The organism is Actinoplanes ianthinogenes (genome assembly GCF_018324205.1).
Classification (GTDB): Bacteria; Actinomycetota; Actinomycetes; order Mycobacteriales; family Micromonosporaceae; genus Actinoplanes; species Actinoplanes ianthinogenes.
In genome coordinates this window covers 7,951,154-7,971,795 of sequence record NZ_AP023356.1, presented here as the reverse complement: position 1 = coordinate 7,971,795, position 20,642 = coordinate 7,951,154, and the positions used below count along the sequence as shown (strand labels likewise).

At 72.1% G+C, this 20,642-nt stretch carries 17 protein-coding genes and 1 riboswitch; of the genes, 7 read left to right on the top strand and 10 right to left on the bottom strand.

The annotated features are described in order from the left end of the window. The first annotated feature begins 25 nt into the window (after positions 1-25). On the top strand, positions 26-457 hold the full coding sequence (locus Aiant_RS35895; RefSeq protein WP_189331800.1) for a MarR family winged helix-turn-helix transcriptional regulator: 432 nt from the start codon (positions 26-28) through the stop codon (positions 455-457). Positions 458-513: 56 nt separating this feature from the next. On the opposite strand, the gene Aiant_RS35890 is transcribed toward Aiant_RS35895, so the two are convergent. From Aiant_RS35890 to Aiant_RS35880, 3 genes are all read right to left on the bottom strand, one after another. Continuing rightward, positions 514-1,476: a C40 family peptidase gene (locus Aiant_RS35890; protein WP_189331801.1), complete on the bottom strand. Its 963-nt coding sequence runs from the start codon at positions 1,474-1,476 to the stop codon at positions 514-516. A gap of 15 nt (positions 1,477-1,491) precedes the next feature. Next, positions 1,492-1,627, bottom strand: a riboswitch (cyclic di-AMP (ydaO/yuaA leader). Between the two features lie 113 nt (positions 1,628-1,740). Then, positions 1,741-2,658 carry a M56 family metallopeptidase gene (locus Aiant_RS35885; RefSeq protein ID WP_189331802.1) on the bottom strand — a complete coding sequence of 306 codons (918 nt, stop codon included), beginning with the start codon at positions 2,656-2,658 and terminating at the stop codon, positions 1,741-1,743. Beyond that, positions 2,655-3,005, bottom strand: a complete 351-nt coding sequence (locus tag Aiant_RS35880) for a BlaI/MecI/CopY family transcriptional regulator (RefSeq protein WP_189331803.1) — start codon at positions 3,003-3,005, stop codon at positions 2,655-2,657. The genes Aiant_RS35885 and Aiant_RS35880 overlap by 4 nt, the downstream gene beginning before the upstream one ends. Positions 3,006-3,081: 76 nt before the next feature. Between Aiant_RS35880 and Aiant_RS35875 the strand changes: the two genes are divergently transcribed. From Aiant_RS35875 to Aiant_RS35860, 4 genes are all read left to right on the top strand, one after another. Next, positions 3,082-4,497, top strand: coding sequence for a cytochrome ubiquinol oxidase subunit I (locus Aiant_RS35875; protein ID WP_189331804.1), 1,416 nt, complete (start codon positions 3,082-3,084; stop codon positions 4,495-4,497). A gap of 11 nt (positions 4,498-4,508) precedes the next feature. After that, the gene (gene cydB, locus Aiant_RS35870; RefSeq protein ID WP_189331805.1) at positions 4,509-5,489 is read left to right on the top strand and encodes a cytochrome d ubiquinol oxidase subunit II; all 981 of its coding nucleotides are present in this window, start codon (positions 4,509-4,511) and stop codon (positions 5,487-5,489) included. Positions 5,490-5,764: 275 nt separating this feature from the next. Beyond that, entirely contained in the window at positions 5,765-10,063 is a 4,299-nt protein-coding gene (locus Aiant_RS35865) for an ATP-binding cassette domain-containing protein (RefSeq protein ID WP_189331879.1), read from the top strand. A 9-nt stretch (positions 10,064-10,072) separates the two neighbouring features. Further along, a complete protein-coding gene (locus Aiant_RS35860) occupies positions 10,073-10,615 on the top strand; it encodes a TetR/AcrR family transcriptional regulator (protein ID WP_189331806.1) in 543 nt (180 codons plus the stop codon). Here the strand turns inward: Aiant_RS35860 and Aiant_RS35855 are convergent. The 3 genes from Aiant_RS35855 to Aiant_RS35845 are packed head-to-tail and all read right to left on the bottom strand — an operon-like array spanning position 10,605 to position 13,249. Then, positions 10,605-11,111, bottom strand: a complete 507-nt coding sequence (locus Aiant_RS35855; protein WP_229830294.1) for a GNAT family N-acetyltransferase — start codon at positions 11,109-11,111, stop codon at positions 10,605-10,607. The two genes, Aiant_RS35860 and Aiant_RS35855, sit on opposite strands and share 11 nt — an antisense overlap. Positions 11,112-11,123: 12 nt before the next feature. Beyond that, a complete protein-coding gene (locus Aiant_RS35850; RefSeq protein WP_229830295.1) occupies positions 11,124-12,725 on the bottom strand; it encodes a methyl-accepting chemotaxis protein in 1,602 nt (533 codons plus the stop codon). Then, positions 12,722-13,249, bottom strand: a complete 528-nt coding sequence (locus tag Aiant_RS35845; RefSeq protein ID WP_189331807.1) for a hypothetical protein — start codon at positions 13,247-13,249, stop codon at positions 12,722-12,724. The genes Aiant_RS35850 and Aiant_RS35845 overlap by 4 nt, the downstream gene beginning before the upstream one ends. A gap of 47 nt (positions 13,250-13,296) precedes the next feature. Here Aiant_RS35845 and folP point away from each other — a divergent pair, with 47 nt between their 5' ends. After that, positions 13,297-14,154 carry a dihydropteroate synthase gene (folP, locus tag Aiant_RS35840; RefSeq protein WP_425322728.1) on the top strand — a complete coding sequence of 286 codons (858 nt, stop codon included), beginning with the start codon at positions 13,297-13,299 and terminating at the stop codon, positions 14,152-14,154. A gap of 1,008 nt (positions 14,155-15,162) precedes the next feature. Here folP and Aiant_RS35835 read toward each other — a convergent pair. Then, entirely contained in the window at positions 15,163-15,717 is a 555-nt protein-coding gene (locus Aiant_RS35835) for a TetR/AcrR family transcriptional regulator (protein ID WP_189331809.1), read from the bottom strand. Positions 15,718-15,796: 79 nt separating this feature from the next. Here Aiant_RS35835 and Aiant_RS35830 point away from each other — a divergent pair, with 79 nt between their 5' ends. Next, positions 15,797-17,197: an MFS transporter gene (locus Aiant_RS35830; RefSeq protein ID WP_189331810.1), complete on the top strand. Its 1,401-nt coding sequence runs from the start codon at positions 15,797-15,799 to the stop codon at positions 17,195-17,197. A gap of 409 nt (positions 17,198-17,606) precedes the next feature. Here Aiant_RS35830 and Aiant_RS35825 read toward each other — a convergent pair whose 3' ends face one another. From Aiant_RS35825 to Aiant_RS35815, 3 genes are all read right to left on the bottom strand, one after another. Next, positions 17,607-17,954, bottom strand: coding sequence for a hypothetical protein (locus Aiant_RS35825; protein ID WP_229830298.1), 348 nt, complete (start codon positions 17,952-17,954; stop codon positions 17,607-17,609). A 168-nt stretch (positions 17,955-18,122) separates the two neighbouring features. Further along, entirely contained in the window at positions 18,123-18,752 is a 630-nt protein-coding gene (locus Aiant_RS35820; RefSeq protein WP_189331812.1) for a DUF4241 domain-containing protein, read from the bottom strand. Between the two features lie 29 nt (positions 18,753-18,781). Beyond that, on the bottom strand, positions 18,782-20,542 hold the full coding sequence (locus tag Aiant_RS35815) for a LamG domain-containing protein (protein ID WP_189331813.1): 1,761 nt from the start codon (positions 20,540-20,542) through the stop codon (positions 18,782-18,784). Between the last annotated feature and the right edge of the window lie 100 nt (positions 20,543-20,642).

Here is a 20,642-nt window from a genome sequence, read left to right as displayed (position 1 = left end):
GTTCGTCCAATGTTATGCTGGACACATGGATCAACTGCCGAGCTGGCTGCTCACCCAGGCCGCCGCGCACGCACACCGGCTGGTCGGCGACGGGTTCGCCGAGGTGGGCGCGCGGGGTTATCACTACCGGCTGCTGGAGTCGCTGATCGCGGACGGGCCGGCCAGCCAGGCGGCGCTCGGGCGGCGCACCGGCATCCACCTCAGCGACCTGGTCGGCGCGCTCAACGAGCTGGAGGAGGACGGATATGTGGCCCGCTCCCCCGACCCCGGCGACCGGCGGCGCAACGTCATCACGGTGACCGAGACCGGTCAGGAGCGGTCGCGGGACCTCGCGGAGCGGGCGGCGGCGATCCAGGACGAGTTACTGGCGCCCCTGAGCGCGGGAGAGCGCGAGCAACTGGCGGCGCTGTTGCGAAAGGTGCTGACCGGCGCTTCCCGCCGTACGCAAAGGGTCTGAAAAGCGAACCGCTCCCGGCGCGGGCCGGGAGCGGTTCGGATACCTGGACCGGAGGGTCAGCCCGCGGGCCGGCGATAGCCGGCGATCGGCCCGCGATCGATCGTCGCCATCCGCACGTGGTCGCCCGTGTGCGGCGCGTGCACCACCATGCCGCCACCGATGTAGATGGCCACGTGGTGCACGTCGGAGTAGTAGAAGACCAGGTCACCCGGCTTCAACTCGCTCCGGCTCACCGACTTCCCGGAACCCCACTGATCCTTCGTGTAGTGCTCGAGATGCACGCCGACGGCCGCCCACGCCGCTTTCGTCAGACCCGAGCAGTCGTAGCTGTTCGGGCCCTCGGAACCGAAGACGTAGGGCTTGCCGATCAGGTCGCAGGCCCGCTGCGCGGCCCGGCCACCCATGTCGTTGGTGTAGTCGACCGGGCACGGGCCGGTCTTGTACGGACCGTCGTCGGTGTCGCCGTACGCCTTGAGCCGCAGCTTCTGGAGGGAGGTGATCTCCTTCTCGATCGCCGACTTCTTGGTCTTGAGGTCGGTGTCCCGAGTGGCGATCTCGGTCGCCAGGGCGTCCAGTTTCTCCTTGTCAGCGGCGTACTTGTCGCGCAGCGTCACGACGCTGCTGATCGACTCCCGGCGGTTGGCGGCCAGCTGCTCGAGAAGCGAGAGCTTCTCGGTCAGATCGTTCGGCGAACCGCCCAGGATCGCGCCCATGGCGCTCGGCGGACCCTGCATGTAGGCGTCGGACGCGAGCCCGCGCACCTCCGCCAGCGCCACGTCGACCTGTTTCTGCAGCGGGGCGAGCGTCTTGTTCAGCTGCTTCTGCTGCTTCTGCAGCTTGAGCAGCTTCCCGTGGGTGTCGTTGTAGTCCTCGATCACCGGCTCGAGTTCGTTCCACTGCTTGTCGATCTGGTCCTCGACGCTGGACGGCGAGGGCGTGGCGTGGGCAACGACGGGTCCGGTGAGAACGAGTCCGGCGGCGGCAACCGCGGCGAGCAGGCCGCCTAGTACGCGCTTCACGTAGGTGCGTTGTCCTTTCTTCCACTCGGCCGCCGACCGGGTTAGCTGACGGGTTCGGGCGGGAAGCACGCCCGGCCACCGTTGCGATGGCTTCACCCCACACACCTGGGTCCCCGGCTCGCCGTCTCCGGCGATTAGGCGGTGGCTCGTCAGATCGGCCGGATGGACGATGGGGGGCTGCCGAACCGGGGACCACCGTACTCGGATCATGCAGGCAAATGAAGCTTGCCCGCGCGGCGAAACCGCCCGCACACCTTCCAATACTCAGAGTGAGCGAAATGGCCACGCGTCCAGGGCCTGCCCAAGCCAGGGCACCACCAGGATCACGGTAGGTAACACCAGGAGACCGGCGGCGGCGACCCCGGCGAGCACCGAGAGCGTCCTCGAGGTGGGCGCCGGACCGGTCAGCCGGTCGAGCCTGCGGGAGCGGGATTCACCCGCCGGGTCGGCCGGGGCCTCCTCCGCGAGGGGTACGGCGTCGGACAACCGGGCCAGCGCGGCGCGCAGTGGGGCCGCACCGACCCGGCGCCGGGCGGCGTCGTCGGACACCATCTCGAGCAGCAGGTGCACCGCGTCGAGCGGCGCCCGGGAGCGCAGCGGTCGCGGCACCGCCTGATAGAACGCGGTGAACGACTCCATCACCAGCTCGTGCCGGTGCCGCAGGTGCGCCTGCTCGTGTGCCAGCACGGCGTCCACCTGCGACCGGTCCAGAATCCGCAGCACCGCGTCGCTGAGCACCACCCGCGGCTCCCGGCCGGGCACGCAGTACGCCAGCGGCAGCGCCCCGTCGAGCACCCGCACCTCGGCGCCGCCCAGCTCCCGGTGCCGTTCGGCGCGGTCGAGCAGATCGGCGAGCATCCGGTGCCGCTCGCGCCGGGCGCGTGCCCGCGCCGAGACCTTGATCAGCGAGATCAGCAGCCGGATCACGATGGTGGCCGCCACCGCGAGGGAGAAGATCAGCGCCGCGACGGTCCACGGGTGGTCGGCGCCGGCCGCCCGGGTCAGCTCCTCCGGGGCGGCCAGCACCACCCCGAGGGCGCAGAGCACCGCGGTCAGGGTGAGGGCCTGCCAGAGCAGGACGGCGGCGACCGGCGCGCGGTCGGGCCAGCGGGCGCCGGCCAGGATGCCCGGGACGACCAGCGAGAGCGTCAGCCCGAGGGCTCCGAGGATGAGTGCGGTCACGTCTCTTTCGGTGTGGCGTCCAGGGCGGCTTGGATCGCGCCGGGGGGCAGCTGACCGAGGAAGTATGCCAGCGCGGCGTCCTGATCGGGGGAGGCGCTCAGGGCGTCCATCATGAGCGCCGCCGTCATCTCCTCGCGAGTCTGCGCGGCGGCGTACTTATAAGCTTTGTCCGCTTTTATTTGGACAACGAGCTCTTTTTTCGCGAGACGGTCCAGGACCGTCATGACGGTCGTATATGCCAAGTCGCGGTTTTGGCTGATTCTTTCGTGCACCTGCCGGACGGTCAGCGCCTCCGGAGCATCCCAGAGCTGCGTCATGACCTCGCGTTCGAGATCGCCTAGTGCCATGTGACCCATCCTACTAGAGCCGGTAGTACTACGTCTCGTAGTATCTACTACGAAGAGTCGTAGAGGGGGCTTCCCGATGGACGTGCTCGACCTGACCCGGCTGCAATTCGCCGTCGTGACGATCTATCACTACCTGTTCGTGCCGCTGTCGATCAGCCTGTCGGCGACTGCGGCGGGACTGCATCTGACCTGGTTGCGGACGGAGAATCGCAAGTATCAGGAGCTGACGAAATTCGTCGGCAAGCTGCTGATCGTCACGTTCGCGGTCGGCGTCGTCACCGGGCTCGTCCAGGAGTTCCAGTTCGGGCTCGGCTGGAGCGCGTTCGCCAAGTTCTACGGCGACGTGTTCGGGCCGACCCTCGCGATCGAGGGGATGCTCGCGTTCTTCCTGGAGGCGACCTTCCTGGCGCTCTGGTATTTCGGGTGGGAGCGGCTCCCCCGCAAGCTGCACGCCGCGACGATCGTGGTGGTCGCGGCCGGGACCCTGCTCTCCGCCTACATCATCCTGGCGGCCAACTCGTTCATGCAGAACCCGGTCGGCTACGAGCTGGACGCCACCACCGGGCGCGCCCACCTGACGAGCTTCTCCGCGCTGATGACCAACGAGGTGGTGCTCGCGGCGTTCCCGCACACCATGGCCGGGGCGGCCATGGCGGGCGGAGGCCTGCTGCTCGCCATCGGCGTGTGGCGGCTTGCGGCCGACACCGGTTTCCGTACGCTGGCCCGGCTCGGCGCCTGGCTGACGCTGATCGGCGGCGCGCTCACCGCGCTGACCGGCGACCACCTCGGCAAGGTGATGACGGCGGTGCAGCCGATGAAGATGGCGGCCGCGGAGGCGCTGTACTCGACGACCACCGGGGCGCCGTTCTCGGTCTTCGCGCTCGGGAAGCTCGGACACGAGAAGCCGTTCCTGACCATCGAGGTGCCGCGGCTGCTGTCCTTTCTGGGCACCGGATCCTTCGACGGGACCGTGCAGGGGATCGACGATCTCCAGGCGCAGTACGTGGCGCAGTACGGCCCGGGGAGCTACGTGCCGATGATTCCGGTGGCGTTCTGGACGTTCCGGCTGATGATGGGCGCCGGCATCGCCGGGATGGTCCTGGCGGCGTATTACCTCTGGGCCTCCGCCGGGAAGAAGTCGCGGCTGCCGCTCCTCCCCGCCTTCCTGCAGAGGGGCGCGGGAGTGCCGGGCTGGGCCAAGCGGATCCTGCTGCTCTCGCCGCTGCTGCCGGCCGCGGCCAACACGTTCGGCTGGATCTTCACCGAGACGGCTCGGCAGCCGTGGCTCGCCTTCGGGATCTCCAAGGTGGCTGACGGGATCTCCCCGGGGCTGACCAGCGCCGAAGTCATCGCTTCGCTGGCCGGGTTCACGCTGGTCTACGGGTTGCTGGCGATCGCCTGGTACAAGCTCGTTGTCCATCTCTCGAAAAAGCCGCTTACATCCGAAATTTTGGATAAGTCGCCCGCGGCTGAACCCGCCCCGGCCTACTAGGAGACCGTCGCATGATCACCTTCTGGTTCGCGATCCTCGTCCTCGCCTGGGTGCTCTACTTCGTCCTCGAGGGCTTCGACTTCGGCGTCGGGTTGCTCGCCCCGTTCCTCGGCCGTGACGAGCACGAACGCGGCGCGGCGATCCGCACCATCGGCCCGTTCTGGGACGGCAACGAGGTCTGGCTGGTCGCCGCGATCGGCGTCACCTTCGCCGCCTTCCCGGACTGGTACGCGGTCCTGCTCTCCGCCCTCTACCTGCCGATGGTCGGCATCCTGCTGCTGCTCGCGATCCGCGGCGTGGCCCTGGAGTTCCGCGGCAAGCACGATTCACCCGCCTGGCGCCGCCGCTGCGACTGGCTGCTCGCCGGCTCGTCGGCCGGCGTGGTGCTGCTCTGGGGCGCACAACTCGGCGTCTTCGTCCACGGACTCGCGCTCGGCGCCGACGGCACGGTGATCGGGAACGGTCTCGGCCGCAGCCTCGCCCCGCTGCTCACCCCGGCTGCCGGGCTCGGCGCGCTGGCCGGGCTGCTCGGCACGGTGCTGCTCGGCGCGACGTTCCTGGCCCTGCGGACCACCGGCCCGGTCCGCCGCCGCGCCGTCGCCCTGGCCCGGCACGCCGGAAACGCCGGCACGGTCGGCCTGCTGCTCGCCGGTGTCGCCACCGGATCGCGGCTGACGCTGGTCGCGGCGGTGCTCTGCTTCATCGCCGGGATGCTGGCCCGGCAGGGCCGGGAGGGCGGGGCGTTCGCGGCGACCGCGCTCGGGGTGGCCGGGGCGGTGCTCGCGGTCTTCACCGCGCACGGGTCGGTGGTGCTGCGCAGCACCCTCGACCCGCTCTGGTCCCTGACCCGCTCGGAGGCCGCGGCCAGCCCGTCGTCGCTGAAACTGATCACCGTGGCAGGCGTGCTCATCCTGCCCGGGGTGCTCGCCTATCAGGCCTGGTCGTATTGGGTGTTCCGCCGCCGGATCGCCAGCGAACGGATCCCGTCGTGAGTCTCCGCGGCGCACGGCCCGCTGCTCGCCGTCTGCTTTCGATCAAACCCCTTTCCGGTACGCCCACAGCACCCGGCCCCGACACACCCGCCCCGGGCCTCCCCGCCTCACCCCGTCCCGACACACCCGCCGCACCAGGCCCATCCACGGCACCCGACTCGCCGTCGGGAGCTGGCTTGCCGGCAGCACCCGACTCCCCCGCAGCAGCCGGCTCGCCCGCCGACGCCCCGGCTCCGGACGAGCATCGCTCCGGGCCGGCTGGGCCGGGGCGGCGGGTGGCTCGTGGGCCGGTCGATCCGCGGCTGCTGCGGCACGCGCGGTCCGGGCGCGCCGGAGTCGCCCTGCTCGCCCTGATCGGAACCGGACAAGCTGCCGCAACCCTCGCCATCGCGGTCGCGCTCTGCTGGCTGGTCGCTCCGTCCCTGTCCCGCTCGATCCTGCTCGGCGGATCCCGGCCGGCCGCGATCACCCTGCTCGCCGGGGCGTTCGCGGCCCGCGGCCTGCTCTCCTGGGCCGAACAGGTGGTAGCCCGCCGCACCGCCGCCCGCGTCACCGACGAGCTACGCCGCTCCCTGCTCGCCGCCATCATCCGGCGCGGCCCGGCCTGGGTGGCCTCCTACGGTGCCGGCCGTCTCACCACCATCCTCGGCACCGGCCTCGACGCCCTGCGCCCGTGGTTCTCCGGATACCTGCCGTCCCTGGTCCTCGGCGTCCTGCTCCCACCCGCGGTGCTCGCCGTGATGGCCCTCGTCGACCCGGCCTCCGCGGTGATCGCCCTGCTCACCCTCCCCTTGATCCCGCTGCTCGGCGCCCTGATCGGCTGGGCCACCCAGGCCCGCGCCCGGCAACGCTGGGACGCCGACGCCCGCCTGGCCGGCCACTTCCTGGACGTGGTCCGCGGCCTGGGCACCCTCAAGATCTACGGCCGCGCCGAACGCCAGACCGCCGTCATCGCCGACCTCACCGACCAGCACCGCCGCGCCACCCTGCGAGTGCTCCGGGTCGCCTTCCTCTCCTCGACCGCCTTGGACCTGGTCGGCACCCTCTCCGTCGGCTTGATCGCCGTCCAGGCCGGCATCCGAGTGGCCGACGGCTCCATGCCCCTGGCCCCGGCCCTGCTGGCCATCCTGCTGGCCCCGGAGGCCTACCGCCCGCTGCGCGAGATGGCGGCCCGCTACCACGCCGCCACCGACGCCACCGCGGTCATCGCCGACGTAGACGACATCCTCACCAGCCACAACCCCCCGGCTGGCCCCCACGGCCCTACCGCCCCGCCCCAAAGGACCCTGCGAACCAGCCCGAACCCCCCGGCTGGCCTCCACGGCCCTACCGCCACGCCCCAAAGGGCCTTGGGAACCAGCCCGAACCACCCAGCTGGCCCCCACAGCCCCATCGCCACGCCCCAAAGGGCCTTGGAGACCAGCCCGAACCACCCAGCTGGCCCCCACAGCCCCATCGCCACGCCCCAAAGGGCCTTGGAGACCAGCTCGGACGACCCGGCTGGCTCCTACGGCCCTATCGCCGCCGCTGAATGGGCCGTGGGGACCAGCTGGGGTTCTGCGGACGGGACCTTGCCGACGGCGGCCGGGCGGTGGGGGGTGCTCGCGGCAGGGGTGCGGGCGAGCTACCCCGGAATGGGCGGCGACGCGCTGCGGCTGGACGAACTCTCGGTCCGCGCGGGTGAGGTCGTCGCGCTGCGGGGGGCGTCCGGGGCGGGCAAGAGCACGGCGTTGCGGGTGTTCGCCGGGCTGCACCCGGCCGACGCGGGAGCGGTCGCGGTCGGCCGGGCGTTCCATCTGCCGCAGCGCCCCACCCTGCCGCACGCGCGAACGGTCGGCGAGGCCTTCGCGACGGACGCCGGCGACGAGGAGATCCGCAGCGCGCTGCGGATGGTCGGACTGGACCGTGAGGTCACCCCGGACACGCCGCTCGGCGAACACGGGAACGGCCTCTCGGCCGGTCAACGCCAACGCCTGGCCCTGGCCGCGCTGCTGCACCGGGCCGGCCGCGTGATCATCCTGAGCCGGCGATCCGCCGACCGTCCGCACCGCGGCGACCCCGGCCCGAAACGCCGCCCGACGCCGGTCGTCACGCTGCTGCTCGACGAGCCGACCGCCCACCTGGACCCGGACGCCGAGCGGCTGGTGGTGGCCCGGTTGCGGGAATTCGCCCAGCGCGGCTGCGCGGTCCTGGTGGTAGCCCACCGCCCGGCCCTGCTGACCGCCGCCGACCGCGTCGTCACGGTGAGCCCGCCGCCCGGAACCGGCCCGGTCGCCACCGCCGCCGACCTTGCGGCGCCCCCGAACCCGGGGTCGGACACCACCGCGGCCGCCCCGGACCCGTCGGCTGGCGCCACCAGACCCGCCGGTACCCCGGCCGCGCCGGACGATGCGGCCGGCCCGGACCCGTCGGCTGGCACCACGCAACCCACCGCTGCCCCGGCCGCGCCGGAGGATGCGGCCGCCGCGGACCCGTCGACCGGCACCACGCGACCCGCCGGTACCCCGGCCGCGCCGGACGATGCGGCCGCCGCGGACCCGTCGACCGGCACCGCGCCCGCCACGCGACCCGCCGCTACCCTGGCCGCGCCGGGCGATGCGGCCGCCGCGGACCCGTCGACCGGCGCCACGCGACCCGCCGGTACCCCGGCCGCGCCGGACGATGCGGCCACCCCGGACCCGTCGACCGGCGCCACGACCGCCACGCGACCCGCCGGTACCCCGGCCGCGCCGGACGATGCGGCCACCCCGGACCCGTCGGCCGGCGCCACGCGACCCGCCGGTACCCCGGGCGCGGCGGGCGAGGATGCCCGGGGGCCGTGGTGGCGGCGGCCGTGGGTGGCGGCGGCGCTCGGGGCGGCGGCGGTCCTGGGTGGAATCCTGCTGACCGGGTCGGCGGCGTGGCTGCTGGTACGGGCGTCGTCGCTGCCGCCGGTGCTGACGTTGTCGGCGGCGGTGGTGCTGGTCCGCGGGAGCGCGGTGGCTCGGCCGCTGCTGCGATACCTGGAGAGGCTGGTCGCGCACGATGTCGCCTTCGCGCGGCTGGGCGGGCGGCGGGCGCGGGTCTATGCCGACCTGATCCCGCGGGTGCCCGGGCCGGGCCTGCACCGGCGCGGGGACCTGCTGACCCGCCTGGTCGACGATGTGGACGCCCGGGTGGACGGGCTGCTGCGGGGCTGGCTGCCGGCCTGGTCCGCGCTGGTCACCGTGGTGGTGGCCGGGGCCGCGGCGATGCTGATCACGCCGGTGGTGGCGGCCCCGCTGGCGATCGGGGTGCTGATCTCCGGGGTGCTCGCGCCGCTGCTGGCCGGATGGCAGGCGGACCGGCAGGACGCGGCGACCGGGGTGGCCCGGGCCGCGCTGCGGGACGCGATGGTGGAGACGGTGGACGGCGTCGAGGAGTTGGGCGGCGGGGCCGGGCGCTCCGGCGTACCGGAAAGTCGCAGCCGGACCCTGGCGGACCTGGAGGCGCGAGCGGCCCGGACCGCCGGACTCGCCGCCGCGGTCGCCCACCTCGGGTGGGCCGCGGCCGCGGCCGGCACCGCTCTCGCCCTGGCCGGCGCCGGGATCTCCGCGGAGTGGAGCGCGGTCCTGGTGCTCGGCGTGATCGCCCTCGGCGAGCCGCTGGTCACCCTCCCCGAAGCCGCGGTCGCACGACGCCGGGCGGCCGGCGCCGAACGCCGGGTCGCCGCCCTGACCCAGCGGGTGACCTCGCCGCGCACCTCGGCACCCAAAGCGCGCACCACGGCACCCGAAGCGCGCACCACGGCACCCGAAGCGCGCACCACGGCACCCAAAGCGCGCACCACGGCACCCGAAGCGCGCACCACGGCACCCGAAGCGCGCACCGCAGCACCCGAAGCGCGCACCTCGGCACCCGACGCACGTGCCGCGGTGCGGGCGGGCCACGGGATCGCGGACGGGGCGGGCGACGGGATCGCGGACGGGGCGGTCTCGGTCTCGGGGCTGGTGGCGGGGTGGGACCCCGCGGCGGAACCGGCGCTCGACGGCATCGACCTGGAACTCAGGCCGGGCGCCAAGGTGGCGATCACCGGGCGCTCCGGGTCGGGCAAGTCGACGCTCGGGGCGGTGCTCGGCGGCCTGCTCGCACCCCGCGCCGGTGACGTGCGGGTCGGGGGGAAAGCCCTGCTCGTCGGGGACGAAACGGGACATGTGTTCGCTTCGACCGTACGGGAGAATCTGCGTCTCGCGAAGCCGGCCGCGACCGATCCGCAGCTTGTCGCCGCGCTGCGGCGGGTCGGTCTCGGCCCGTGGCTGGCCGGGCTGGCGGACGGCCTGGACACCTGGCTGGGGACCGGCGGGAGCACGATGTCGGGCGGGCAGCGGCGGCGGCTGGCGACGGCGCGGGCGCTGCTGGCCGATCCGGCGCTGCTGATCCTGGACGAGCCGACCGAGGGGATCGACGAGGCCGGGGCGCGGGAGTTGATGGCGGACCTGCTGGACGCGGCGTCCGGGCGTACCGTGCTGGTCTTCGCGCACCGCGCGGAGGGCTTCGATCTGGTAGACGAAATTTACGAACTGTCCAGCGCTAAGCTAAATGTCGGAGTCCTCTAGGCTGGGATCATGGCACGCACGCCGGTCCCGGGCACCCGTGACACCATCCTGACCGCGGCCGCCGGGCTCTTTTACCGGTACGGCGTCCGCGCCGTCGGCATGGCCCAGGTCGTCGAGGTCGCGGGCTGTGGGAAGAACCTGCTCTACCGGCACTTCCCGAGCAAGGCGGAGCTGGCCGCGGCCTACCTGACCCTGGCGAGGCGGGAGCGCGAGCAGGCCACCGCCGAGGCCCTGCGCTGGGCGACCACCCCGGCCGAGCAGCTGATCGCCCTGGTCAGCGAGGTGGCCGAGAGCACCCGCCGTCCGGGGTATCGCGGCTGCGCCTTCCGCAACTATCTCACCGAGTTCCCGGGCGCCACCGACGAGCCGGCCCAGGTGGCCCGGGGGTACCTGAGAGACAGCCGCGCCCTGGTGGACCGGCTGGTCGCCGAGCTGGGCGGGGACGCGCTGCTGGCCGACCGGATCTGGCTGATCGTGGACGGGCTGCACAGCGGCTCGCCGGAGCAGGCCCGGGTCGCCCTGGACTGGGTCACCGAACTGGTCAGGCCCTGAGGTCGAGGGCGTAGAACAGCTTGTCGTAACGGGCATCCCCGAAAGCGACGAAACGCTCCAAGACCCCGTATCGCCGGAACCCGAGTGACTCGTAGAGCGCCGCCGCCGCGACGTTGTCCCCCCGCACGTCCAGCGTCAACACCTCGATCGACGCCGCGACCGCGGCATCGATCAGAGCGGTCATCACCGCCCGCCCCACCCCCATGCCCTGAAATCTCGGGCTGATCGCGAACTTCTCGATGTCCGCGTTCACCCGATGGGTCGGCCGGTCATATCGCCGCCAGTATCCGAATCCCACCGGCAGATCCCCGGAGTACGCCACCACCAGCGTCAACTCTTCGGCGAGCAGCGCCGCGACCTCCGCCACCGGAGGCGGCGCCACCCACCCGAGAGCCGCTCCCCCGGCCACCAGCTCCCGGACCAGCTCCCCGAGAGCAGCCGCCTCCGACCGCCCCAGCCCCTCCGGGCCGATCACCCGAACCTCGACATCGCCCACCGGGAAATTCAATCAGGTCCGGTACACCGCCACCGTCGCCTGCAGATCCGCCGCTGTCCGGGCCAACTCCGCCGCCGTCTGCTGTGTCTCGGTCGCCCCCGCGGTGACCTGCGCCGCCGCCTGGGCCACCCCGGCGATCGTTCCGGCGATCGCGCTGGACCCCTCGGCCGCCTGTCCCACGCTGCGCGCGATCTCCGCCGTGGTGGCCGTCTGCTCCTCCACCGCCGCCGCGATCGTCGTGGCGTAGTCGTTGATGGTCGCGATCACCCCGGCGATCTGCTGGATGGCGTGCACCGCCCCGTCCGACTCGGCCTGGATCGCGGCCACCTGCGCGGTGATCTCCTGGGTGGCCCGCGCGGTCTCCTGCGCCAGGTCCTTGACCTCGGCCGCCACCACCGCGAACCCCTTGCCCATCTCCCCGGCCCGGGCCGCCTCGATGGTCGCGTTCAGGGCCAGCAGGTTGGTCTGCTCGGCGATCGAGGTGATCAGCGCGACCACCGTGCTGATCTGCGTGGACGCCTCGCCGAGCCGGGACACGCTGGTGTTCGTGTGCTCCGCGGTCCGGGCCGCGTCGGCGGCGACCCCGGCCGCCTCGTTGGCGCTGTTCGCGATCTCCCGGATCGAGACGCCCATCTCCTCCGCGCCGGCGGAGACGGCCTGCACCCCCTCGGACACCCGCCCGGCCGACTCGGAGACCGTACTGACCTGCACCGACGTCTCCTCGGCCGAGGCCGAGAGCTCGGAAGAGACCGAGGACAACTGCTCGGAGGCCGAGGCCAGCACGTCGGCGCTGCCGCGTACCCGGCCGACCATGCCGTCCATCGCCTCGGCGGTGTGGTTCAGCGCCTCGGCCATCCGCCCGACCTCGTCGCGGCTCTCCACCGGGGCCCGGGCGGTCAGGTCGCCGTCGCGCAGCCGGTCCAGGACGTCGACGCAGCGGGACAGCGGCCGCACGATCATCCGGCTGGCCGTCACCGCGAGGGCCACCCCGACCGCCGCGCTGAGCGTCAGCATGAGCAGCACCCGCCACTTGGTCGACTGGTAGCGTCGCTCGGCGGTGTCCTCCTGGGCCGCGGTGGCCTGCACGGTCAGGTCGGAGAGCTTGGTCAGCCGGGCACGGACCTCGGTCATCAACGGCGCGATCTGCGACGTCCGCACCGCGTTGACCCGGGCCCGGTCGCCACTGGCCGCCAGCGGCAACAGGCTGCTCGACACAACATCCCGATATTTCGCCCAAGCGTCCTTAAATCCTGCCAAAGCTGACGACGCCTCGCCGTCTATCGGATACGTCCCGTATTTCGTGGCGTACTGATCGACCTGCTCCTCCGCCGCCGTCAACCCCGACGACGCCGCAGACCGCCCCGCACCGTCCACCGCCAGCAGGTCGTCGCCGACGGCCAGCCACGCCTGGTTCACCGCACTCCGCAGGCTGCCGATCGTCTCCAGCTCCAGGCTGTGCTGATAGCCGCTCTTGACCTGGTTGTTCGTCGCGCCCAGGCTGTCCATCGCGAACATGCCGTCGGCCACGCTGAGCAGCGCGACCACCAGCACCGCGAACATGATCTTCGTGCCGACCCGCCGATCGGCCAGCAGACGAAACGCCCGTCCGGTCACCTTTTCACAGTGTCATCCCGATAGCCGTTGCGGGCGCTCTCCAGACGATCCCGGGTGAACTCACGCGGGGCGCGCCGATATCGCGCCCGGCCGGCCGCGGTCCGGAACGCCGACCGGGGCACCGACCAGCCGCCGCCCAGCATCCGTTTGCGCACGAACAGCAGCACCTCGTCGACGGCCGCGGCGGCACGGACGCCGTCGGTCCGCGCGTACCGGTCGGCGACCAGCATCCACTGGCCCGGATCGAGCAGCTGGGACGGGGTGGCGCCGTCGCCCCAGCGGAACATTTCCCCCGCTCGGGGGAACGGCTCGGGCTCCCGCGGCGCCCGGAACAGGTACTGCCGGTACCGGCCGCAGCCGGGGCAGTCCCAGTCGTACCGAAGGGTGTTCTCCGCACCCACGGCCAGCACCGAGGCGCTCCAGGGCAGTCCGCGACCTGGGAATTCACCGTTTCCGCAGGAGCATGGGGAGAGCTCTAGGAACAGCGTGGTCTCGGCGCTGGTCCGGGCGAAGGGGATGCGCATGCGAAAACGCTAACCATTGCTTGTTAGGGTCGGCGACCGTGAGCGACATCAGCGGCGCCCGGGTCATCGGCGGCCGGACCTTCGATTTCTCCCGCCAGGTCGTCGTGATGGCGATCGTGAACCGGACCCCGGACTCGTTCCACGACCAGGGCCGCACGTTCGCTCTGGAGAAGGCCACCGAGGCGGTCCGGGCCGCGGCCGCCGAGGGCGCCGACTGGATCGACATCGGCGGCGTGCCGTTCGCGCCCGGCCCCGAGGTGACCGCCGCCGAGGAGCTGGACCGGGTGCTGCCGGTGGTCGAGGCCGCGCAGGACCTCGCGGTCGTCTCGGTCGACACGTTCCGTCCCGAGGTCGCCGCCGAGGTGATCAAGCACGGCGCCGGCGTCGTCAACGACACCTCCGGCCTGCGCGACCCGGAGATGGCCGACGTGGTCGCCGGCACCGACGCCCAGCTGGTCATCTGCCACAGCCTGGCCGCCCCGCGCACCGAGCACCCGAGCCCTCGCTACGACGACGTCACGGCCGAGGTCGGCGCGTTCCTCCGGGAGAAGGTCGAGCTGGCCCTCTCCCGCGGCGTGCGACCGGATCAGATCATCATCGACCCGGGCCACGACCTGAACAAGAACACCCTGCACTCACTCGAGATCACCCGCCGCCTCGACGAGATCGCCGCCATCGGATACCCGATGCTGGCCGCCCTGAGCAACAAGGACTTCATCGGCGAGACCCTGGACCGCCCCCAGCAGGAACGTCTCGCCGGCACCCTGGCCACGGTCGTCTTCAGCATCCTCCGCGGCGCCCGCATCATGCGAGTCCACGACGTCCGCGCGGCCAGCGACGCCATCCGGATGACCGAGGCGATGCTCGGCTGGCGCGAGCCCGCCTACCTCCGCCACAACATCTGACCCGGTCTCAGACCGCTTCTGATCAGGATCAACCAGCTTCTGTACGACCTCGTGCCACCACAACCGCACCCACCCGTCCCGTGGCTGCACGCGACGTCCGCCCCGCTCAAGACCGCAACGCGACCGCCGGGCTGATTCCCGGGTCACGGCATGCGCTGCCCGCCGAGCCGACACCCAGCTGGCACCTACCGCCCTATCCAGGCCCGGAACAGGGCCATGCACGCCAGCCCGACACCACCGGCTGGCGCCTACCGCCCTACCCGGGCCCGAGACAGGACCATGCACGCCAGCCCGACACCACCGGCTGGCACCTACCGCCCTACCCAGGCCCAGAACAGGACCATGAACGCCAGCCCGACACCACCGGCTGGCACCTAACGCCCTACCCACGCCCGAGACAGGACCATGCACGCCAGCCCGACACCACCGGCTGGCGCCTACCGCCCTACCCACGCCCCGAACAGGACCATGCACGCCAGCCCGACACCCCCCGGCTGGCACTTAACGCCCTACCCACGCCCCGAACAGGACCATGCACGCCAGCCCGACACCCCCCGGCTGGCACTTAACGCCCTATCCAGGTCCGGGATAGGGCTGTGAGCGCCAGCCCGACACCACCGGCTGGCACCTAACGCCCTACCCACGCCCGGAACAGGACCATGAACGCCAGCCCGACACCACCGGCTGGCACCTAACGCCCTACCCACGCCCGAGACAGGACCGTGAGCGCCAGCCCGACACCACCGGCTGGCACCTAACGCCCTACCCACGCCCGAGACAGGACCATGCACGCCAGCCCGACACCACCGGCTGGCACCTAACGCCCTATTCGGGCCCGGGATAGGGCCATGGGCGCCAGCCTGGGCTTCGCTTGCGCGGCTCTGGGGGCGAGTCGTGGAGTGGCGGGCGCGGCCAGGGCACGCGGGGCGGGAGTGATTTGGGGGCGGTTCTGGGCGTACCGGAAATGGGCGGTCCGGGGAAGAAGCGGCCGGGAGCTAACCGGGTGGTTCACGGCTCCGCGTGGTCGTGGAAGGTGCTGAGCAGGGACGTCATCCAGGGCTGCTCGGGGACGGCGTCGGGGCCGAAGACGCGCATGGCGCCCAGGACGGTGATCAGCATGCCGTGGGCGAAAAACTCGCGGGTCTCCTCCGGGGTGGCGCCGGTGAGGTCACGGACCGTTTCGTAGAGGCTGCCGTAACAGGCGCGGACGGCGTCGCCGACGACCGGGTCCTCGGCGGCGGCGAAACCGTGCAGCAGGACGACGAGGAGCTCGCGCTCGGCGAGCAGGTCCTTGTAGGCGTGGCCGAGGCTCTCCAGGGTCGGCTCCCGGTCGGCGGCGGTGCGCCACAGCGCCTCGATGCGCTGGCCGGCGTAGCGGACCGTGGCCAGGAACAGCTCCTGCTTCGACCCGAAGATCCGGATCACGTAGGGCTGTGACACACCGGACAGCCGAGCCACCTGGTCGGTGGACGTGCCGGCATATCCGCCCTGGGCAAAGGCCTGGAGAGCGGCGGCGACGATCTGTTCCTGGCGTTCCGATGCGGTGAGGCGGCTCCGAGTCACGTTGACATGTTATCAGTTGATGCTTACCGTGCTTAGTTATCAGCCGATAACAACTTACGGCTCGTTCCAGGGGGAAGACGTGACCACTCTCGTTTCGGACCAGCCCGTCACCCGGGCCCGAGGCACCAGACCACTGGCCGCCGTGCTCGCCGCCGTCGGCATCCCGACCTTCATGGTGTCGCTGGACAACCTGGTGGTCAGCACCGCGCTGCCGGTGATCCGCACCGAGCTGCACGCGTCGATCACCGACTTGCAGTGGTTCGTCAACGCGTACACGCTGCCGTTCGCGGCGTTCCTGCTCACCGCCGCCGCGCTCGGCGATCGGCTCGGCCGGCGGCGGATGTTCCTCGGCGGCATCGTCATCTTCACGCTCGCCTCCGCGGCCGCCGCGCTCTCCACCGAGGCCTGGCAGCTCACCGCCTCCCGCGCGGTGCAGGGGCTGGGCGGCGCGGCGATCACCCCGCTGGCCCTGACCCTGCTGGCCCAGGCGGTGCCACCGCGATTGCGCAACGCGGCGGTCGGCATCTGGGGCGGCATCACCGGTCTCGGCGTCGCGGTCGGCCCGGTGGTCGGCGGCGCGGTCGTCGACGGCCTGCACTGGTCCTGGATCTTCTGGCTCAACGTGCCGGTCGGCGTGGTCGCGGTGGTCCTGGCCACCACGGTGCTCGACGAGTCCCGGGGCGACGGCCGCAGGCTCGACCCGCTCGGCCTGGTGCTCTCCGCGAGCGGCATGCTGCTGCTGATCTGGGGCGTCGTCGACGGGCCGGACCGGGGCTGGACGTCACCGCGGGTGCTGGCCATGCTCGGCTCGGCGGTCGCGCTGCTCGCCGGCTTCCTGTTCTGGCAGTCGCGGAACCCGTCCCCGATGCTCCCGCTGCGCCTCTTCCGCAGCCGCGGGTTCAGCCTGGTCAACGCGGTGACCCTGACGTTCTCCGCCGGGGCGTTCGGTTCGGTCTTCCTGCTCGCCCAGTTCTTCCAGGTGGTGCAAGGGCTCAGCCCGCTCCAGTCCGGCCTGCGCACCCTGCCGTGGACCGCGGCCCCGATGATCGTCGCCCCGCTGGCCGGCCTGCTCGCCGGCCGGATCGGCCAGCGCGTCCTGATCTTCGCCGGTCAGGTCTTCCTCGCCGCCGGCGTGCTCTGGATCGGCCTGGGGCTGTCGGTGACCGCGTCGTACCCGTCGCTGATCGGCGCGTTCGTGCTGGCCGGCATCGGCATGGGCCTGACCTTCGCCCCGGTCAGCACGATGGTGCTGGCCAGTGTGGACCAGGCCGAGCAGGGCGTCGCCTCGGGCACCAACAACACGATCCGCGAGTTCGGCGTGGCGGCCGGGGTGGCGGCGCTGTCGTCGATCTTCAGCTCGCTGGGCGGGTTCACCAGCTTCGAGTCGTTCCTGGACGGGACCCGGCCGGCCGTGCTGACCGGTGCAGCGATCATCGCGGTGGGCGCGGTGGTGGCGGTCTTCCTGCCGCGGCGCGCTTGATTCTTTCGGTACGGCGCGAGGCGGCCGGTGCTTCCGGCCGCCTCGCGGCGTCCGGCCACGGGCGGACAACCGTCACCCGGACCGGGCTGCCGCGCGGAATGATCGAAAAGAGACAGACGGAAACAATAGCGCGTGAACTGTTGCACTCACGCAACATGGCTGCAACGATGACCTTCAATTCCGAGCCGCAGGTCTCCGCGAGGACACGGCTACGTCCGGCCGGCCCCACCCCGCCTCGCGAGCACCACTCAGCACGGAGCACCGCTCACCGCCCCCGGCGAGCGAAGACAGCGTGTGCCGGACCTCCGACCGGCACACGCTGTACCTTTCTCACCCGCATCGGCTCATCCCCGTGGTGCCAGCTCAGCCGATCGGTACCGGAGCGGCCGGTGTTTCCCGCCGCGCAGGCTCAGCCGACGTTCCAGCCCGGCGGCAGGTCGGCGCCGCACAGGTCGCAGAGGAAGACGTCCTCCTTGACCAGGTTGACCGCGGCGCAGGCCGGGCAGCGGCGGAAGGTGAACTCGGCCGTGAAGGCGTCGTCGTGGCGGATGCCGGCGGCGTCGAGGGCGGCGGCGACCGCGGGCCAGCAGGAGGGCTCCGGGCAGTATCCGGTCGACTGGTTGGTGACCTGGTCGACGTGCCAGCCGTCGTCGTGGCGGAAGCTGATCTCGCCGGCCGCCAGGACCGGGGCGCCGCCGGCGCAGGCGACATGCTCGGAGTTGCGGGGCGCGAGGAGGAGGATGCCGGCGGGGCTCACAACGTACGTAAAAATCTCCCCGGCGACGAGCGGACCCGGAGGCGGCAGCGGGCCGTCAGCGGGCAGCGGGCCCGCGGGTGGAAGCGGGCGGCCGGGGCCGGTCCCGGCGGACGTCGCGACATCCGCCGGGCCGACATAGTGATAGAGGCGCGGCATGGCCGGAAGGGATCAGGGAACGACCAGGAAGTCGGTGACGAAGGACGCCACCTCCCCGGTGGCGGTGCGGCCGACGAAGGTCGGGTAGTAACCGTCACCCCAGCCGGACTCCACCATGATCACGTTTCCCCCGGTCCTCTCGTCGATCACGCGGTCGAAGAGGCCCGGGACCGGCTCGTCGGGGAACTCCTCCGGATCGAACGCCTCCTCGAACTCCTCCGAGTCCCAGCGAGCCAGGGCGCGGGACACGGTGATGTCGGCGAACGCGCCGGCGCCGGTGTCCACCCCGTAACCGTAGAACTCGCCCTCCTCCAGACCGTCCGGGTCGTCGCCGTCGACCAGCGCCAGCTCCCACGACGCGACCGGCTCGTCGCGGATCACCAGCTGCACGGCGGCGACGCGGCGCTGCCACTCGCGGTCCTCCTTCTCCAGGACCGCGACCCAGCCGACCGTCCGATACCGCCCCGGTGGGACGGCGATCGAGAACGGCTCGTCCTCCTCGTCGGTCACGCCCGGGTCGAAGGCGGCCAGCTGCCCGGTGGGCAGGGTGAGCTCGCCGAGCGGGTGCGACTCGACGACGTAGGTCACGTCGTCCTGGACGTAACGGGCACCGGCCTGGAGGAGGCGGTCGAGTTCAGGCATGCGCGCAAGGTACCGGACCGGTGTGACAGTTATCCGATGTGCACCCAGACGTCATCGAGAGTTCCATGAAATTGGTCGTTGTCAGCGCCGGCGCCCTTGCCGCCGACGGTGAACGGCGAGCTGGTGTCCACCCCCTCCTCGACCGGGACCGGGACGCTGGCCTGCAACACGTCGTCGACCAGGATCGACAGGGTCGGGCCGGTGCGGCGGCACTCCAGGCTGTGCCAGTTGCCGTCGGCCACCGAGACCCGGCTGCGCGCGAGATAGGTGGTCGCGGCGCCGAAACCGCAGCTCGGCTTGCCGGAGACGCCGTCGACCTGGAGCTTGTACTGGCCGCCGCCGGTCGAGTAGCCCTTCTGCAGGATGTTCTCGCCGCTCGACGTCTCGGCCGGCGAGAGGAGCACGCCCGCGCCGTACCGTAAGGGTTTGGTCCCGGGGTTGAGGTCCGGGGTGTTCTCGCCTTGCAGCACCAGGCGCGGACAGGCCGCGCCGGTGCACTTCGCCGGGAACTGCAAGGCTTGCCCATTGCCGTGCGGGACCAGTTTCGGTACGCCACCAGCCCGCGCCACCGTCCGCAGCAGGTGTCCCCGCCCGGATCCGTCGTCGAACGTCCCGTCCGCGATCGTGGTGTCGAAGTTGTACGCGGCGACGTACTGCGACGCGGCCGGCGCGTCCTCGGTCCGCGGGCCGACGGCGCCGAACTCGGCGTACCGCTTGCGCGGCAGCCCGCCCACGACGGTGAAGTCACCGGCCGCGCTGATCGCGCCGAGTTCCGTGCTGGCCGCCAGGGAGCGGGTCCCGGCGACGCCGTTGGCCTGCGGCGCCCACTCCAGGAGGTTGCCCTGCGCGTCGACGGCGGCCAGCTTGCCCCGGACCGCCGAACCGTCCGTGCAGATCCCCTTGACCCCGTTGTTCGTGGTGGTGCACGCCTTGTCGAAGTGCCCACCGACGTAGACGGTCCCGCCCAGCACGGCGATCGCCTGCGCGTCCCCGTCGAACACCCGGGTCCAGCGGGTCGAGCCGTCCCGGGTGTACGACACCGCCCGCCCACCCTGCCCGCCGAGCGCCGCGTAGACCCCGTCGTCGGCGGCCGCCAGGGCGAACACCTGGGACACCGGCTTGGGCAGGAACGTCCGGTCGAGCACCCCGGTCTCCGGGTCCACCGCGCTCAGCCGCAGCGTCGACCGCGCACCGTTGGTCTTGTGGAACCGGCCGCCCAGGTAGATCCGGTCGGTCCCGGCCGCCAGCGCGTTCACCGTGTCGTCGGTGGTCGGCGCCCAGGCGTCGAGCGCCCCGGTCGCGGTGTCGAACGCGGCCAGGTTGGCCCGGGGCGTCCCGTCCACCGCGGTGATCCGGCCGGCCAGGTAGACCCGGCCGTGCGCGGCGGTCAGGGCGTTCGGCTGCCCGTTGACGGTGTGCCGGAGCGGGGTGAGCGTGCCCTCGGTGGCGGTCAGCCCGGCGATCGCGTCCCGGGGCTCACCGTTGATCTGGTCGAAGTCACCGGCGGCGTAGACGGTGTCGCCGTCCACGGCGAGCGCCCGGACGTTGGCGTCGGCGCTGGGCTTCCAGTCGAGCAGGGCGCCGGTGCGCGAGTCGAAGGCGGCCAGGCGGGTGCGTTCCACGTTGCGGCCGTCGACGATGGCCCGGGTGAAGTTGCCGCCGACGTATACGGTGCTGCCGCGGTAGGCGACCGCGTAGACCGAGCCGTTGAAGGAGGGGGAGGTCACCGGGCTGGACGAGACGATCTCGGCGAAGGCCGTGCCACCGGCCGCGACGAGCATAGCCGCCATTCCGGCGATAAGGGCTTTTTTCGGGAAATTGGCCACGTCCGTAGCTAACTTCTGACCCGCGCAAAGGTGGCGCACACGATGGGCGACTTCCGCCGGGCCG

Excerpts from the sequence above, each read along its gene's own strand:
- Aiant_RS35895 (WP_189331800.1), top strand. The coding sequence starts at position 26 with ATGGATCAACTGCCGAGCTGGCTGCTCACCCAGGCCGCCGCGCACGCA.
- Aiant_RS35880 (WP_189331803.1), bottom strand. The coding sequence starts at position 3,005 with ATGGCACTAGGCGATCTCGAACGCGAGGTCATGACGCAGCTCTGGGAT.
- Aiant_RS35875 (WP_189331804.1), top strand. The coding sequence starts at position 3,082 with ATGGACGTGCTCGACCTGACCCGGCTGCAATTCGCCGTCGTGACGATC.
- cydB (WP_189331805.1), top strand. The coding sequence starts at position 4,509 with ATGATCACCTTCTGGTTCGCGATCCTCGTCCTCGCCTGGGTGCTCTAC.
- Aiant_RS35860 (WP_189331806.1), top strand. The coding sequence starts at position 10,073 with ATGGCACGCACGCCGGTCCCGGGCACCCGTGACACCATCCTGACCGCG.
- Aiant_RS35845 (WP_189331807.1), bottom strand. The coding sequence starts at position 13,249 with ATGCGCATCCCCTTCGCCCGGACCAGCGCCGAGACCACGCTGTTCCTA.
- Aiant_RS35820 (WP_189331812.1), bottom strand. The coding sequence starts at position 18,752 with ATGCCTGAACTCGACCGCCTCCTCCAGGCCGGTGCCCGTTACGTCCAG.
- Aiant_RS35815 (WP_189331813.1), bottom strand. The coding sequence starts at position 20,542 with ATGGCGGCTATGCTCGTCGCGGCCGGTGGCACGGCCTTCGCCGAGATC.